Source organism: Arcanobacterium phocisimile (assembly GCF_016904675.1).
Lineage (GTDB): Bacteria > Actinomycetota > Actinomycetes > Actinomycetales > Actinomycetaceae > Arcanobacterium > Arcanobacterium phocisimile.
In genome coordinates this window covers 341142-357860 of sequence record NZ_CP070228.1, presented here as the reverse complement: position 1 = coordinate 357860, position 16719 = coordinate 341142, and the positions used below count along the sequence as shown (strand labels likewise).

14 protein-coding genes are annotated in these 16719 nt (G+C 53.3%); all 14 read right to left on the bottom strand.

Annotation, left to right across the window (positions count from 1 at the left end; genetic code table 11):
* Window positions 1-81: 81 nt before the first annotated feature.
* Window positions 82-1032: a polyprenyl synthetase family protein gene (locus JTE88_RS01520; protein ID WP_204425684.1), complete on the bottom strand. Its 951-nt coding sequence runs from the start codon at window positions 1030-1032 to the stop codon at window positions 82-84.
* Between the two features lie 65 nt (window positions 1033-1097).
* A complete protein-coding gene (gene nuoN / locus JTE88_RS01515; RefSeq protein WP_204424928.1) occupies window positions 1098-2696 on the bottom strand; it encodes an NADH-quinone oxidoreductase subunit NuoN in 1599 nt (532 codons plus the stop codon).
* Window positions 2693-4225, bottom strand: coding sequence for an NADH-quinone oxidoreductase subunit M (locus JTE88_RS01510; protein WP_204424926.1), 1533 nt, complete (start codon window positions 4223-4225; stop codon window positions 2693-2695). Before JTE88_RS01510 ends, nuoN begins: the two co-directional genes overlap by 4 nt.
* 19 nt (window positions 4226-4244) lie before the next feature.
* Window positions 4245-6116 (bottom strand): NADH-quinone oxidoreductase subunit L, encoded by a 1872-nt coding sequence (gene nuoL / locus JTE88_RS01505; RefSeq protein WP_204425682.1) that lies wholly within the window; start codon window positions 6114-6116, stop codon window positions 4245-4247.
* Window positions 6117-6191: 75 nt separating this feature from the next.
* Complete coding sequence (gene nuoK, locus JTE88_RS01500) at window positions 6192-6491, bottom strand: NADH-quinone oxidoreductase subunit NuoK (RefSeq protein ID WP_204424924.1); 300 nt, start codon at window positions 6489-6491, stop codon at window positions 6192-6194.
* Window positions 6491-7498, bottom strand: coding sequence for an NADH-quinone oxidoreductase subunit J (locus tag JTE88_RS01495; protein ID WP_204424922.1), 1008 nt, complete (start codon window positions 7496-7498; stop codon window positions 6491-6493). Before JTE88_RS01495 ends, nuoK begins: the two co-directional genes overlap by 1 nt.
* The gene (nuoI, locus tag JTE88_RS01490; RefSeq protein WP_204424921.1) at window positions 7498-8181 is read right to left on the bottom strand and encodes an NADH-quinone oxidoreductase subunit NuoI; all 684 of its coding nucleotides are present in this window, start codon (window positions 8179-8181) and stop codon (window positions 7498-7500) included. The genes JTE88_RS01495 and nuoI overlap by 1 nt, the downstream gene beginning before the upstream one ends.
* A gap of 3 nt (window positions 8182-8184) precedes the next feature.
* Window positions 8185-9504 carry an NADH-quinone oxidoreductase subunit NuoH gene (gene nuoH, locus JTE88_RS01485; protein WP_239519577.1) on the bottom strand — a complete coding sequence of 440 codons (1320 nt, stop codon included), beginning with the start codon at window positions 9502-9504 and terminating at the stop codon, window positions 8185-8187.
* A gap of 5 nt (window positions 9505-9509) precedes the next feature.
* Window positions 9510-12104: an NADH-quinone oxidoreductase subunit G gene (locus JTE88_RS01480; protein WP_204424919.1), complete on the bottom strand. Its 2595-nt coding sequence runs from the start codon at window positions 12102-12104 to the stop codon at window positions 9510-9512.
* The gene (gene nuoF / locus JTE88_RS01475; protein WP_204424918.1) at window positions 12101-13441 is read right to left on the bottom strand and encodes an NADH-quinone oxidoreductase subunit NuoF; all 1341 of its coding nucleotides are present in this window, start codon (window positions 13439-13441) and stop codon (window positions 12101-12103) included. The genes JTE88_RS01480 and nuoF overlap by 4 nt, the downstream gene beginning before the upstream one ends.
* The gene (nuoE, locus tag JTE88_RS01470; protein WP_204424917.1) at window positions 13438-14118 is read right to left on the bottom strand and encodes an NADH-quinone oxidoreductase subunit NuoE; all 681 of its coding nucleotides are present in this window, start codon (window positions 14116-14118) and stop codon (window positions 13438-13440) included. The genes nuoF and nuoE overlap by 4 nt, the downstream gene beginning before the upstream one ends.
* A complete protein-coding gene (locus tag JTE88_RS01465) occupies window positions 14118-15467 on the bottom strand; it encodes an NADH-quinone oxidoreductase subunit D (RefSeq protein ID WP_204424916.1) in 1350 nt (449 codons plus the stop codon). Before JTE88_RS01465 ends, nuoE begins: the two co-directional genes overlap by 1 nt.
* Window positions 15467-16165: an NADH-quinone oxidoreductase subunit C gene (locus JTE88_RS01460; protein WP_204424915.1), complete on the bottom strand. Its 699-nt coding sequence runs from the start codon at window positions 16163-16165 to the stop codon at window positions 15467-15469. Before JTE88_RS01460 ends, JTE88_RS01465 begins: the two co-directional genes overlap by 1 nt.
* Window positions 16162-16719, bottom strand: a complete 558-nt coding sequence (locus JTE88_RS01455; RefSeq protein ID WP_204424913.1) for an NADH-quinone oxidoreductase subunit B — start codon at window positions 16717-16719, stop codon at window positions 16162-16164. The genes JTE88_RS01460 and JTE88_RS01455 overlap by 4 nt, the downstream gene beginning before the upstream one ends.

Here is a 16719-nt window from a genome sequence, read left to right as displayed (position 1 = left end):
GCTGATACTGACTACTATCCTACTCTGGTTCGCGAAATCGCGGGTATTCATAGTTACTAAGTTCGCCTCTAGCGTGGCAGGTTATGACAGCCGATCAACCATCGCACGTGCAAACGATTCGAGAGCATGACGAACTGCGCCTTCTGGCACAGTTCCCAAATGTGACAATGCATCATCAACCCATTGGTGAGCCAACGTTCGAGTTTCATCAACCACACTATGCGAACGCAACAGGCCAACAACGACGTCGAGATTGTCACCTTGAGTTAAATCACGCTCATCTAAATACGCTAAAATCTCTTGACCTGCATCATCAAGTGTCCCGTTGGCTGCATGTTGACGCAACAAAAGCGTTGGCATCGTTGGGACACCTTCGAGTAGATCAGTCCCTGGCGTCTTTCCGGTAACTTCCGGATCAGAAACTAAATCGATGACGTCGTCTGCAATCTGAAAAGCCACACCAACCTTTTCACCGAATTGGGCAATCTCTTCAGCCAATTCTGGATCGCCACCAGAATACAAAACACCGTAACGACCAGATGCCGCAATCAGCGAACCGGTTTTGTCTGCTAAAACTTGGATGTGGTGAGCGATGGGATCATCACCCTCGCGAGGGCCGATTGTTTCATGAAGTTGGCCCATACAAAGTCGCTCGAAAGTTTGGGCATGCAACAATACTGCCTGCGGACCGAGCTTAGCAACAATGCCTGAAGCGCGCGCAAATAAAACATCGCCAGCCAAAATAGCTGAGGAATTCCCATAAATGTACTGCGCCGAAGGAACACCACGACGTAACGGCGCTTCATCCATCACGTCGTCATGATACAACGTAGCTAAATGGGTCAACTCCACTACAACCGCAGAATCCACAACTTCAGGATCTGCCGGACGAGGCCCGAGTTGCGCTGTCAAGACACACAAAGCGGGCCGAAGCCGCTTCCCACCGGCCATAGCTAGGTGGGAAGTGGCTTCGTCCACAACAAGATCATCAACCTGCACAGCCTCACGCAGTGCCGATTCTACTTCCTCCATTCGAGAGGTAAGCTCAGCTACGAGAGCCGTGGACGGTTGATCAAATAGATTCGAAATAAGACTCACTAGAATATACCCGCAATGAAATCGAGAATTGGACTTGGGAAGATACCAAGCACGATAGTACCAGCCAGTGCAACACTGATGGCAACTACACTCAGACCTTCCGAAGAAACGATCTCAATCTGGTCTTCGTCAGGTTCGGTAAAGAACATGAGTTGAATCAGTCGGAAATAGAAGAAAGCGGTGACAACTGAGGCAATAATGGCAATGATAACCAACACCGTATCACCGGCAGCAATACCTGTTGCAAAAACTTCGAACTTTCCGATAAAACCTGCGGTCAACGGAATACCCGCAAACGATAGTAAAAATACCAGCATCGCGGTAGCTAAGAACGGATTACGTTTTCCTAATCCTGCCCACTGCGAAATTAGGGTTGCTTCACCCAATACACTGCCAGCAGAGTCCTTGGCGCGTACCAAGGTTACGACACCGAACGCACCGATAGTTGCTAAGCCGTATGCTAACAAGTAGAAGATCACTGCTCCGAGTGCAGCTAACTGGATTCCATTGATATTGGCCAGTGTCGCATTGACAGCAATCAAAATGAAGCCCGCATGAGCAATAGACGAATAAGCTAAAAGACGCTTGATGTCAGTTTGAACCAAACCCATCACCGTGCCGACGACGATGGTTGCAATGATAACAATCCACATGAAAATGCGGAAAGCATCTGGAACAACGCCCACGATCCACAGGAAGACACGAACCATGGCAACAAACGCGGCAGCCTTGGTACCCGCGGCCATGAATCCGGTGATCGGTGTCGGCGCTCCTTGGTATACATCAGGGGTCCACGAATGGAATGGGACGGCTCCAACTTTGAAGAGCAATCCTATTACGAGCATAATTGCGCCCACTGCTAGGAACATCATTGTGGCTTGCTGTTGCTGAGCCAAAATAGCAACACCGTAGAAACTGAGCGTACCGGTTGCACCATAAATAAAAGCTGCCCCCATTAAGAACACTGCTGAGGAGAATGCTCCTAAGAGGAAGTACTTCAGTGCCGCCTCCTGGGAAAGTAGCCGACGACGACGAGCAGTCGCGCTCAAAACATAGAGTGGAAGAGACAAAAGCTCAAGCGCGATAAACATCGTCAACAGGTCAAAGGCGGAGACAAATGCCATCATGCCACCAGTGGCGAAGAGTGCAAGCGGGAAGACTTCAGTCTGCTCACGGGCAGCTTCGGTCGATTCACGTTCTTCAGCAGAACCGGGTCGAGTAGCGGCCGAAGCAGCGAACGATCCATCACGTAACAATGTACGATCAGCAATCAGCATAAAAGCGAGAAACGCACAGATAAGAATCACTGCCTGGCCGAGAATAGAAAAGCCATCTTCGACCAGTGATACGCCCGAGAACGCAGCACTATCAGAAAGTGATAGTGGTCGAAGTATGCCTGGATTTTCTTGGCTAGAAAGATCTTTCCAACGCCAGATAATAGCGATGAATGTTGCTGCCAGAGCGATGAGCGATAAACCGATCTGAGCCACCCGGCGCACCGAGCGTGGAAGGAAAGCTTCTAACAACGTACCGAGAACCGCAGCTCCGAGAACGATGGCAAGTGGTACCGTTGCAACCCAATTAATCGTGAGATTCACTTGGTGCTCCCTTCAATCGAAACTTGAGCATTATCTGCCGAGGAAACTGCAACAATAGTTGCGTTCTCTGCGACTGGAGTAACCAACTCCAAGACCGGTGCTGGGTAGAATCCGAGCACGAGCATTAGCGCGATGAGTCCACCCATCACAGTTTTCTCTCGACCGCCTAAATCAGGTACATCGATGTGTGGTTTCGGCCCAGTAAATGCACGCTGATACGGTAGCAAAATGTAGATCGAGGCGAGCACCACGCCAACCGCAGCAACCATTGCCGCGTACGGCCAAATAGTGTAGGTACCCATAAGTACCAAGTATTCAGGAATGAACCCAGAAAGACCTGGCAGCGCGATCGTCGCCAAACCTGCAATGAGGAACGAGCCGGCAATAACCGGAGTGACACGCTGCCAACCACCATAAGAAGAAATCAGGTAGGACTGACCACGCCGCTCGAGGAAGCCAACAATGAGGAAAAGTCCAGCTGTACCCACACCGTGAGCAACCATGTAGAGAATCGATCCGGATAGCGCAAGTGCCGAACCGGAGAAGATACCCATAACGATGAAGCCGAAGTGCGAGACCGAGGTGTAGGAAACGAGACGCAACATGTTATCTGAGGAGATCGCCATGAGCGCACCCCAGATGATCGAGATGATCGCCAGCGTAATAACAACGGGTGCTACCACGGTTACTGCGTGACCGAAGAGCGGCAAGCAGATAGCGATCATTCCGAATGTACCCAGCTTGTCAAGCACACCAACGAGCAACGTTGAAGTTCCTGGGGATGCCTGCTCGGCAGTATCGGGCAACCAGGTATGAACTGGCCACATTGGCGCTTTGATCGCAAAAGCGATGAAGAACGACACGAAGACCCACATCTCTGAGGTCGCTGTTAACCGCAAAGTTCCAGCGATCTTATCAAGAACGAAGGCCTCCGGTCCACCACTTCCGTATGCGTAGACGGCGATAACACCAGCAAGCATAATCAAGCCACCAGCGAGCGAGAAGAGCAAGAACTTCATCGCTGCGCGAGTGCGCTGAGTGCCACCGTACCGACCGATCATAAAGTAGACCGGAACGATCATTGCTTCGAAGAGCACGTAGAAGAGGAAGAGATCGCGGGCGGAAAACAAGCCAATCATGATGGCTTCGAGGACCAAAACCCAGGCGAAGTATCCGGCGTCGTCATGTGACTCAAAATCCGTCCACTCAGCAGCAATAACGAACGGAACCAAGACGGTTGCCAAGGCAACCATCACAGCACCCATGCCGTTAATTCCCCACGTGAAAGTCACGCCAATCTGTGGAATCCACTGGTAGGTTTCATACAACTGAGTGCTACCAGCTTGAGCAACGTCGAAACTCGTCACAAAAGCGGCAACGAAGCCAGCCAAAACGATCAGCGAGATAGCGAGCGCGAATTGACGGGCGAACTGGCGTAGCGGTTTAACCAACCACAACAGCAAACCCGACACAAATGGAATCGCAACGAGGATTGTGAGCCACGGAGCGGTTGCTTCAATGATGTTCATGTGAATATATCTCCTTGTCTCACATAGCTGATTGGACGGCTAGAGCAAGGGCGAGAATAACGCCCAAGGTAATCCAGCTTGCGTACGTTCGAACATAGCCAGTTTGTAGCTTGCCCACCAACGTACCCGAGGAACGCGTAGCCTGTGCCAAGCCTTCGATACCACCGTCGACGATTGTCTGATCAGCAACTTCGGTACCGGCTGCAACAGCAATACCGGGCTTCATAAACAGGTTCTCGTTAACCGCGTCTTGGTAGAGGTCGGCCCGAGCAGCGCGAACCAAAGCGCTACTGTGTGGGGCGAGCTTCGGAACAGCACTTGCCACATACATCTTCCATGCCAGGGCAACACCGATAGCGACAACCGTCAAGGTTGCACCAGTGATCGCCCAGATCGGAATAACTGGATGCGGATGTTCACCGTGTCCAACAGCTGGCTCGAGCCAGGTCAAGAATCCGGTGTAGTTCAATACTGCACCAAGGCCGAGGGAACCGAGGGCCAAAATTGCCATTGGCACCCACATATATGGGGATGGATCGTGCGGATGCTTGTCTTTGTGGTCCCAGCGCTCTTCGCCCAAGAAGATGGCGAAGAAGACGCGCGACATGTAGAAGGCAGTCAAACCAGCAACCAGAACGGTAATCGTTCCAAAGGTCCATGGCTGGAGCCCCTCACCGGAGAAAGCGACTTCAATGATCTTGTCCTTGGAGAAGTAACCCGAGAGGAATGGGAAGCCGATGATGGCAAGGTAGCCAGCCAAGAAAGTACCGAAAGTAATCTTCATATGGCTGCTCAACCCACCAAAACCACGAATATTGACTTCGTCCTTCATCGCATGCATGACAGCACCGGCGCCAAGGAACATATTTGCCTTGAAGAAGCCGTGAGTAACGAGGTGGAAGATAGCAAACGCTGCGCCAACTGGGCCCATGGTTGCAGCCAACATCATGTAGCCGATCTGCGACATGGTCGATGCTGCCAGCACCTTCTTCATGTCGTCCTTGGCAGCACCGACAACGGCACCGAACACCAAGGTGATCAGACCGATGATAGACACAACGAGCGATGCGGTAGGCGTTACAGCGTAGATAACACCGGAACGTACCATCAGGTAAACACCGGCGGTGACCATTGTTGCGGCGTGAATCAACGCCGAAACTGGGGTTGGGCCAGCCATTGCGTCACCGAGCCAGGCTTGGAGTGGGAACTGTGCAGACTTACCACAAGCTGCAACCAGCAAGAAGATGCCGATGAAGGTTGCGGTGCTCGCCGGAAGTGTTTCAGCTCCAGTAGCGACGTCGGTGAAAGAAACCGAGCTGAACGACACCACCATCGACATCATGGCGATCAGCATTCCCAAGTCACCAACACGGTTCATCACGAATGCCTTCTTACCAGCGGTGGCGTATGCCGGAACGTGGTTCCAGAACGAGATGAGGAGGTAGGAGGCTAAGCCCACGCCTTCCCATCCGAAGAACAAAACGAGGTAGGAGTTGCCCAGAACCAACAACAGCATCGCGGCAACGAAAAGGTTGAGGTAAGCAAAGAAACGACGGCGATCAGTATCGTGCTCCATGTATGAAATAGAGTAGATATGGATTAGTGTTCCAACGAATGTTACAAGCAAAACGAACGTCAGTGAGAGCGGATCCGCTCGAGTACCAAAATCAACTGAGAGTTCACCGGCTGGAACCCACGTGTAGAGCGTGGTTTCGACGACGCGGTTCATGGCGTCCATGCCCAGCAACTGGAGCGTAGCAAGGAGGCCGACGACGAAGGCGCTTGCTGAGGCAAGCGTGGCCAACCAGTGACCCCAAGCGTCAGCGCGACGGCCTAAGACGAGAAGAATTCCACACGAGATCAGCGGGATCGCAACTGCAAGCCATACCATGCTTGCTGCTCCGGTTGCCTGCCCAACCTGTGCGACTGCGGCTAGATTAAACAAGAGATTCACACCTGCTTTCCGTCAGTGCTTCATGAGGTTGGCACCGTCAAGCGATGCGGACCTGCGGGTTCGGAAAATGGAGACGATGATGGCCAAACCAACAACGACTTCGGCGGCAGCTACGACCATCACAAAGAACGCGAATTGTTGACCTTCAAGATTGCCGTGCATTCGCGAGAAGGTGATGAATGCAAGGTTGCAAGCAGAGAGCATGAGCTCAATACCGAGAAGTGCAATCACGCCGTTTCGACGAGTGAGCACAGTGGCAGCGCCGATCGCGAAGAGAATTGCGGCTAAGGCGATATAAAACATGAGGTTCATCAGTTCTCCTCCGACTTCTCAGTGTTCTCTAGAGTGATATCGTGCTCACGCTGAACTGTTTCGGAATCAGGAATCTCGTCGGTACCTGAAACAGTCATCGGAGTGTCACTCGAGCCGAGTCGAGCAAGCGCACCTTCGTGATCTGGAGCGCTCTCACCTGGCATACCAGCAATCTGCGCCTGACCGGTAGCGCCGTAGGTTGCCGGACCTTGAATTCCGCCATCCATAACGCGCTTGACTGTCATTGGTGAAATTTCTGCAACGGTACGTACCTGGCCACGAATGTGGAGTACGCGGCTGGTCGAATCTTCAACTGGCAAACCACCTGCGGTAAGCGCTGGGTTAGCCGACGAGTTCGACTCTGCGTAAACGCCCGGCGGTGGCTTCTGGCCAACGTGAACGCCGGAATCACTGAACTGCTGCATACGCATGTGCGCGAGCTGTTCTTGAGTGATGCGCTCCTTGACACGATCACGGTGAGTGAGCGTCATTGCGCCCAAGGCAGCAACAATGAGCAACGTTCCAGTGAGCTGAAGAGTAAGAACCGATGAGGAGAAAATCAGTGTTGCGACACCCACCGGGTTGGATTCCGCATTTGCTACTTCCAGACCAATTCCTTGTGGCGCTTTCGCACCGAAAGCAACACCGATAAGAATTGCGGCAATACCGACTCCGCCGAGAATAGCTACTGGGCGCTGCACCTTGAGCGTCTCATGTCCCGAATCTGCTGAATCAACACCGATGAGCATGAGAACGAACAGGAACATCATCAAAATCGCTCCGGTGTAAACCACCACTTGAACAACGCCCATAAACGGGGCTTCGAGCGCCGTGTAGAGCACAGCCAAGCCAACCATCACGCCGATAACGCTCAACGTGGTGAGTACAGCTTTGCGAGTGATAAGTAGACCGAAGACTGCCAAAGCAATCATGCACACTGACGTTACAGAGAACAGGATCATCTCCCCTGTTCCAATCGACAGCGTAGTTAATGGTTCAGTAGGCATCAGTTCTGCGCCTCCTTCGTAGCCACAGATGTCACGCGTGCAGAAGAAACGGTTGGATCATCTGGACGTACTTGTTTCACCCAGTCAACCTGATCTTGGGTTGGACCAGTAATTTCGCCCTTGTAATAGTTCGCATCTGTGGTACCGTCAGCCATTGGGTGTGGCGTAGCGAGCATACCTTCAGCTAGTGGAACCAAAAGATCTTGCTTCTCGTAAATCAGCGACTCACGGGTTTGATCGGCAATTTCATATTCGTTTGTCATCGTCAATGCGCGAGTTGGGCAAGCCTGAATGCAGTACGAGCAGAAAATACAACGCAAGTAGTTGATCTGGTAAACCCGACCGTAGCGCTCACCAGGTGAGTACTGCTCGCCTGGATGATTAGAGGAGGCTTCAACGTAGATTGCGTCAGCTGGGCATGCCCATGCACACAATTCGCATCCAATACACTTTTCCAAACCGTCCGCATACCGGTTGAGCCGGTGCATACCGTGGTAGCGCGGACGTGGTGGAGTTTTCTGTTCGGGCTTGTGCGGCAGGTACTGTTCAGTAACTGTTGGGCGGAAGAGGGTAGAGAATGTCACACCAAAACCAGCGACCGGTGCAAATGCTCGACCCAATACGCCCTTCTTATTCGGGCTATATAGCGATTCGTCAGGCTGAGCGAATTCTTTATCCGACATTCTTTACGCCTCCTGGGTTGTAGTTGGCACAGGGTTAGCTACTCGACGAGTAGCTCGTGGCGATGGCGGAAGATGCTGACCTGGCAGTGGTGGCACTGGATAGCCGTCTTCAAATCCATCAAATTCTTGGCTTTCACGCTGAGCAATGAGCTCACTTTGTGAAATCTTCTCGTCGTCACGAACGAAGGCCCAGATCAGCATGATGATCGCAAAGCCAGTGGACAGGATGATCATTGGCCAACGATCATTGAACTGTGGGTGAATCATCTTGTAACCGTGGAGCACAAGCACGATGGTCAACCAGATGAGTGCTGATGGAATCAAGCCCTTCCAGCCAAGCTTCATGAACTGGTCGTAACGGAATCGCAACAGTGTCGCACGAACCCACACGAAGATCCCAATAAATATCCAGACCTTGAAGATGAAGACAAGCATGGGGAACCAGCCGGTGTTCGGGTCGAAACCGATCAGACCGCAAAGAGTGGTCATAATTGGTCCAGAACGCCAGCCACCGAAGAACAAAGTCACAGCCAACATCGACACGTTGAACATGTTGACGTATTCGCCCAAGTAGTACCAAGCGAACTTCATCGACGAGTATTCGGTATGCGGACCTGCAACAATTTCGCCTTCAGCTTCTGGAAGGTCGAAAGGCAAACGGTTCGTTTCACCGAACATGGTGACGAGGAATACCAAGAAGGCAGGAAGCAACGTAACAACGTTCCAAATCTCTTGCTGAGCACCGACGATACCGGAGGTCGACATCGTGGCCGCAGCTAAGAAGATCGTCACTAGGCTCAAACCCTGTGCGAGTTCGTAAGAAATCATCTGGGTTGCCGAACGCACCGAACCGTAGAGCGGGAGGGTGGACTTCGCAGACCAACCACCGAAGACCATTCCGTATTCGCCCAACGCTGCAACTGCAAGAATGAAGAGCATCGCCACTGGGGAATCGGTGAGTTGTAGTGGAGTGCGCAAACCGAAGATTGACACTTCTGGACCCATTGGGATCACTGCCATCACGGAGAACGCACAAATTGCGGTGATAACCGGAGCAACGATGTAGACGATCTTTTCTGCACCTGCAAGCCAGAAGTCTTCTTTAAAGATCAACTTCAAAGCGTCTGGGAAGGACTGGCCGAGACCGAATGGGCCAACAGTGTTTGGGCCAACACGGTTCTGGAATCGAGCAATCAACCGACGCTCGAACCACAGTGCGAAGATAACTGAGAAGATCAAGAAAAGCACAATAAAGAGTGCCTTCAGCCCAGAAATCCACCACGTATCATTGGAGAAATCTGCAACGACCTGAGTAAAAATCATGGGATTCACTTCGTTACCTCCGTTGCTTGAATCGAAACGATGTCTCCGGCTGCAGAACCAATGAGAGCAATCTGGCTACCAGCTGAGTTCTGTGGAACCCAAACCACACCATCGGGCATCTCGATAACTGCAGTTTCCAAAACCATCTCACCAGTGCGGCCGATGATCTTCACATAGTCACCGATCTGTGAGTCACGTGCCGTGTTCGCTGACATCAAAGCAACTGGGCGGCGTGCGGTACGAGCTAAGTTTGGCTCATCGGACTGCAAAGCACCAGCATCAAGCATGAGTTTCCAAGAAGCAAGGACGACTTGTCCGGCGCCAATAACTGGTGGTTGCGCGGTACGCACAACTGGGTCTTGCCCACGTTCGCCATCCCAATTGCGCATCAAAGCCCACTCGGAAACCGCATCAGACAAGGTTGCCAAACCGAGATCGACACCAAACTCATGAGCCAGATCGTGCAGTACGCGGCGATCTGGAACATTGCGTGAAACTAATGTCTGACCAAATGGACGCAACCGGCCTTCCCAGTTCACGAACGTGCCACCCTTTTCTGCCGGAGGTGCTACCGGGAGTAAAACATCAGCAAGTTCAGATGTTTCGCTCTTGCGCACTTCGAGCTGGATCACGAAAACATTTTCAAGTGCTTCACGTGCTCCGAGTGGCAGGTCTGCAAGCTCAACACCACCAAGGATGACAGCGCCGAGTTCGCCAGCAGTTGCCGCAGCCAAGATTTCCTCAGTTGAACGGCCTGGGGTTTCCGGAAGACGCTCAACGCCCCAGGCAGCAGCAACATCAACACGTGCGGCTGGGTCAGAGACCAAACGTCCAACTGGGAGCAGGTGGGCAACCGCGCCAGCATCAAGAGCACCACGATCACCAGCACGACGTGGAATCCACGCAAGTTTCGCACCGGTGCGTTCCGCGAGTCGAACAGCTGCCGAAAGTGTGCCAGGGAAATCAGCACTCCGTTCACCGAGCACAATCACTGCGCCTTCACCGGCAAGATCGCGGTAGGTATCTGCAAAGATGCTATCGCCTGCGTCGTGCATAGCGTCGAGAACTTCAGCTTCAGTACCAGGCGTTGCTGGGATGAACCGGGCGAGCATTTTGGCACTGCCGCGGGTTTCGAAAGCCGAAACTACCGAGACCGACGTCGTCTTATCAAGAGCGCCCTTGCGCAACCGCAAGAATACCGAACCGATTTCTTCTTCAGCTTCGAGGCCAACGAGTAGAACATGCTTTGCATGCTCGAGATCGCTGTAGGTGACGTCGCATTCCTTGCCAGCTACGCGAGCTGCTAAGAATGCATCTTCTTCGGCGCTGTGCTTGCGGGTACGGAAGTCGATATCGTTCGTACCCAAGACGACGCGTGCGAACTTCGAGTATGCGTAGGCATCTTCGAGAGTCACCCGGCCGCCGGTAATGATGCCAACGCCCTTCTTCTGTGCCTTTTTCAAACCTTCAGCAGCAACATTGAGCGCTTCTGCCCACGAAACTGGTTCGCTTGGATCCACGCCCTTGAGCTGTGGGTAGACCACGCGGTCAGTGCCAGTCTGCCAGCGGAACGCAAACCGATCCTTGTCAGTGATCCAGTCTTCGTTGACATCCATATCTTCCAATGCAAGACGGCGAACAACCGTGCCACGTCGGTAATCAACGCGGATTGCTGAACCCGAAGCGTCATGCTCAGAAACCGAAGGAACGGAAACCAAATCGAATGGCCGAGCCCGGAAGCGGTAAGAAACCGACGTCAACGCGCCCACTGGGCAAATCTGGATGACGTTACCGGAAAAGTAGGAAGAGAACGGCGCACCGGTCACATCTACTTCATTTGGCTCAACTGGGCCAGATGCATAACCAACCGACAGGCCCGCTTCGCCAGCTGGACCCGCGAAATTGTTTAGTGCGGTCAACGACTCGGTTTCCTCATCCGCAGCGAAATCGAGCACACCGGCGTCGAAATTACCAATCTGGGAACCGTGCATGCCGTGAACTTCCATACCAGCACTACCGCCGGAACGGCCGTGAAGCTGGATGAATGGGTCGCCCGCAATTTGGCTCGAGAATCGTGTACAACGCTGGCACAAGATGCAACGGTCGCGATCGAGCAAAATATTTGCCGAAACCGAAATTGGCTTCGGATACGTGCGCTTAATGTCAACGAAGCGGGACTTGGTACGACCATCGGTCATCGCCTGGTTTTGCAGCGGGCACTCGCCACCTTTATCACACACTGGGCAATCCATTGGGTGATTGATGAGCAAGAACTCCATGATGCCGTGCTGTGCCTTCTTGGCAACCTCAGAAGTTTCTGCCGAGTAGACTTCCATGCCCGGTGCAACTGTTACGGCACATGCCGGCTGTGGCTTCGGCATCTTCGAGATCGTGCCGTCGCGGCCCGGAGCAGCAACCTCCACCAAGCACTGGCGGCACGCAGCTGCTGGTTTGAGTAACGGATGGTCACAGAAACGTGGAATATGCACACCGACTTTTTCAGCTGCGCGAATGATCAGCGTACCTTTAGGAACTGACACTTCCCGGCCATCGACCGTGAGTGTTACCAACTCTTCGGTTGGAGATACCTGGGTTGTCATCGAACACCTACTTCACTGAAAAGAGCCGATTGAGCGATTGGATATTGCTCGGCAGTTGGCATCGAGCACGCATCGACAAATTCGGAACGGAACAAATCGATTGCGGAACGAATCGGCGTTGCCGCCGCATCGCCGAGCGCACAGAAGGAACGGCCAGCAATATTCGATGCGATTTCGTAGAGCAAATCGATATCGGCTTCGGTTCCTTGGCCAGCTTCGAAACGGTGCATGATTTGGCGCATCCAGAATGTGCCTTCACGGCATGGAGTACATTTACCGCATGATTCGTGCTGGTAGAAGTCAGTCCAGCGAGACACGACGCGCACCACCGAAACGGTTTCGTCGAAAATCTGGATTGCGCGCGTTGCGAGCATCGAACCGGCTTCGGCAACTTCTTCATATCCGAGTGGGACGTCGAGGTGGTCTGGGGTGAACAGCGGAGCTGAGGAGCCACCGACGGCGAAGAACTTCAGTTCGTGTCCTTCGCGAATACCGCCAGCCATGTCGAGAAGTTCACGCATCGTGATACCGAATGGTGCTTCGAATTGGCCTGGGTTCTTCACGTGACCAGAAATGGAGAAGATACCGTGACCTGGGGAATTCTTCGTTCCAGCACCCATCGCAGTGAACCATTCGGTTCCGTTCTTGATGATTCCTGGAACCGAGGCGATCGATTCGACGTTGTTGACCACGGTTGGGCGGGCGTACAAGCCTGCTACTGCTGGGAATGGTGGCTTCAAGCGTGGCTGACCACGGAAACCTTCGAGTGAATCGAGGAGTGCGGTCTCTTCGCCACAGATGTAGGCACCAGCGCCGGCGTGCACGGTGATATTGATATCGTAGTCACCGTTTGGGCCCAAGCCCTTGCCGATGATTCCGGCTTCTTTTGCTTCGCGTACGGCAGCGAGCAAACGTCGGTAAACGTGGACGACTTCCCCGCGCAGATAGATGAAACCATCGTGGCCTCCGATAGCCATCAAACAGATAGCCATTCCTTCGATCAGCAGATGGGGGTTGGCCATCAAGAACGGGATGTCCTTGCAGGTACCTGGCTCGGATTCGTCGGCGTTAACGACGAGGTAGCGGGCACCGCCGTCTTCTGGTGGCAAGAATGACCACTTTAGACCTGTTGGGAATCCTGCACCACCACGGCCACGCAACCCTGATTCTTTGATCAGGTTCGTCAATGCGCCTTTTTCTTGGTTGATTTCCCATGCGCGTGCTAGTGCCTGATATCCACCAGTTGCACGGTACCCGTCGAGAGTCCATGGGCGCTCGGTGTCCCAATTGTTAGAAAGAACCGGGGAGAGCGTTCCCGGTGCACGGAAAGCATTCACTGTGCGTCTCCTCCTTCTGGGCGTGGCGCAGTCCAATCGTGCGCACGCGCAATCTTCAGACCACGCAACGAAGCTTCGCCAGCTGCCGGTCCTTCATCAACGTGTCCGTCTTCGAAGCCAGCGAGCACACGCGAAATTTCTTTGAAGGTGTGGACTTTGTCTGGTCCACGCGTTGGCTTGATGTCTCGGCCAGCGCGAATATCATCAACGATCTGTTTGGCTGACGCTGGGGTCTGGTTATCGAAGAATTCCCAATTCACCATAATGACTGGAGCGTAGTCACAGCCAGCATTACATTCGAGTTGCTCGAGGGTGATCTTGCCGTCTTCAGTTGTTTCGTCATGACCAACACCGACATATTCGGAAAGCTCATCCCAAATGAGGTCGCCACCCATCACTGCGCACAGGGCGTTGGTACACACACCAACGTTGTACTCACCATTGGGATGACGGCGATACTGGGAGTAGAAGGTCGCTACCGCGGAAACTTGGGCGCGAGTGAGTCCTAAAATATCGGCGACGAGCGTGATACCACGAGGCGAGCAGAATCCATCGATTGATTGAACAAGGTGCAACAGCGGCATAATAGCTGAACGAGATTCTGGGTAGCGCGCAACTACTTCGGCGGCCTCGGCCCGGAACTTTTCTTCAACGTGAGGTTCGTATGGGGCACTCATTAACGATCGACTCCTCCCATAACCGGATCGACACCGGCGAGCGAAACAATAAGATCGGCCAACATGCCACCTTCGGCCATCACAGATAGCGATTGCAGGTTGTTGAAACCAGGGTCACGGAAGTGTGCACGGTACGGGCGCGTTCCGCCGTCGGAAACTAAATGTACGCCGAATACCCCCTTTGGATGTTCAACCATTGTGTAGCTTTGGCCCGGTGGCACGCGGAAACCTTCGGTTACCAGCTTGAAGTGGTGGATGAGGGATTCCATTGATTCGGTCATGATTTCACGAACATGCTCTGGGGTTGAGCCTTGGCCGTCACCAGCGATGGACAACTGTGCTGGCCAGGCGATCTTTTTGTCGCCAACAATCACTGGCTCGCCAGCGGTCTTGTCGAGTTCGTCGAGGACCTGGTAGCAGATGCGCAATGACTCGTAGCATTCGCGGAACTTTACGTCGATACGGTTGTATGCGTCAGCTTTGTCTGCCACCGGCACATCAAACTCATACTTTTCATATCCACAGTATGGCTGGGTCTTGCGCAGATCCCATGGGATTCCAGCTGCGCGCACCGATGGGCCAGTCATGGACAGTGCCATCATCGACGATAGCGGCGAAACACCAACATTGACGTGACGATCGAGGAAGATGGGGTTCTTCATCGTCAGGTCTTGCATTTCGGAAATCGTCTGGCGGACCTTTGGAAGGAGTTCACGGCAGTAGTCGGTGAAGCCTTCTGGCACGTCGTTAAGAACACCGCCTGGGCGTATGTACTCGTGGTTCATACGCAAACCTGTGACATCTTCAAGTAACCGTAAAATATCTTCACGGGCTCGGAAGGTCAGGGTAAGCATGGTGGTTGCACCTAGTTCATTTCCACCCGAGCCGATGCCCACGAGGTGGGAGGAGATTCGAGTGAGCTCCATTAAGAGCACACGGATCGCTTGGGCACGCTGCGGCACCTGATCGGCGATACCAAGCATCTTTTCTACACCCAAGCAGTAGGCGACTTCTTGGAAGATGGGTGCTACGTAGTCCATTCGAGTACAGAATGCGACACCTTGCGTCCAGGTGCGGTATTCCATATTCTTCTCAATACCGGTGTGCAAGAAACCAGTCGCTGCACGGACTTCCTTAACGTTTTCGCCGTCAAGCTCAACCTGAACACGCAAAACACCGTGAGTGGATGGATGGACTGGGCCGAGGTTGACGACGATATGTTCTTCGCCGACTTGCTCGGCTGCGCGAGCGATATCGGCCCAATCGCCACCAACAGCTTCGAAGCTGGTGTATGAATTGGACTCTTCTTCATTGATTCCACGCGTTGCGTGTGGCATCTGGGTAGTCATTAGTTGTACTCCCTGCGTGTGTCCGGTGGCGGAATAACAGCGCCCTTATACTCAACTGGAATACCACCAAGTGGGTAATCCTTGCGTTGTGGGTGTCCGATCCAGTCATCTGGCATAACAGAGCGAGTTAAGCCAGGGTGGCCGTCGAAAACGATGCCCATCAAGTCCCATGCTTCACGCTCTGGCCAATCATTGCCTGGGTAGACGCCAACGATTGATGGAATATGCGGATCGTTTTCTGGCGTGGTGACCTCGAGAGACAGTGCACGGTTATGGGTGATGGAGAAGAATGTGTAAAAGCCGTGGAGTTCGCGGCCCTGATCTTCCGGGTAGTGCACGGCGGAAACACCGAGGCACAACTCAAACCGCAGATCTTGATCATCACGCAAGTAACGAGCAACGCGAACGAGGTGTTCGCGCTTGATAAAGATGACGAGTTCACCATATTGCGTGGTGACCTTTTCGATCACGTCTGCGGGGGTGAGACCATCTGCAGTGAGCAGTTCGCCAAGAATGTCGACGACCTCATCGAACCAACCGCCGTATGGGCGATGAGCTGGTTGCGCGATGGTAACTATTTCTTCGTGGCCATTAAATCCGGTTGTGTCGGCGCCGTTCTTCACGCCCCACATGCCTTTACGGGTGGTGACGTATTCTGCGCCTGCCCCGCTTTGGGTCACGGAACCATGATCGGTCATGCGAGCAATCCCTTCTGCGATTCGAGTGGAAGAGCTGCCAAAGCGGCTGCTTCTGCCTTGCGGGCCACTTCCTTGCGGTGTTCGCCCAATGGTCGATTCTTCATCAGGTTGTTACGCAGTTCGAAGACGGCGTTGATCAACATCTCCGGACGTGGCGGGCAACCTGGGAGGTATATATCGACCGGAACGATGTGGTCGATTCCTTGGACGATAGCGTAGTTGTTGAACACGCCACCCGAGGAGGCACATGCACCCATGGAGATAACCCACTTCGGATCAGGCATTTGATCGTAGATGTTGCGCACGACCGGAGCCATTTTGTGGCTGACACGACCAGAAACGATCATGATGTCTGCATGGCGTGGCGATGCACGGAAAACTTCCATACCAATTCGCGAGGCGTCGAAACGAGTCGCACCGAAGGACATCATCTCAATAGCGCAGCATGCCAAACCCATAGTCACTGGCCACGGGGAGCGCTGTTGTGCCCATCCGGCAAGTGCTTCAACTGTAGTCAGGCCGATACCTGCTGGGATTTTTTCTTCAAGACCCAT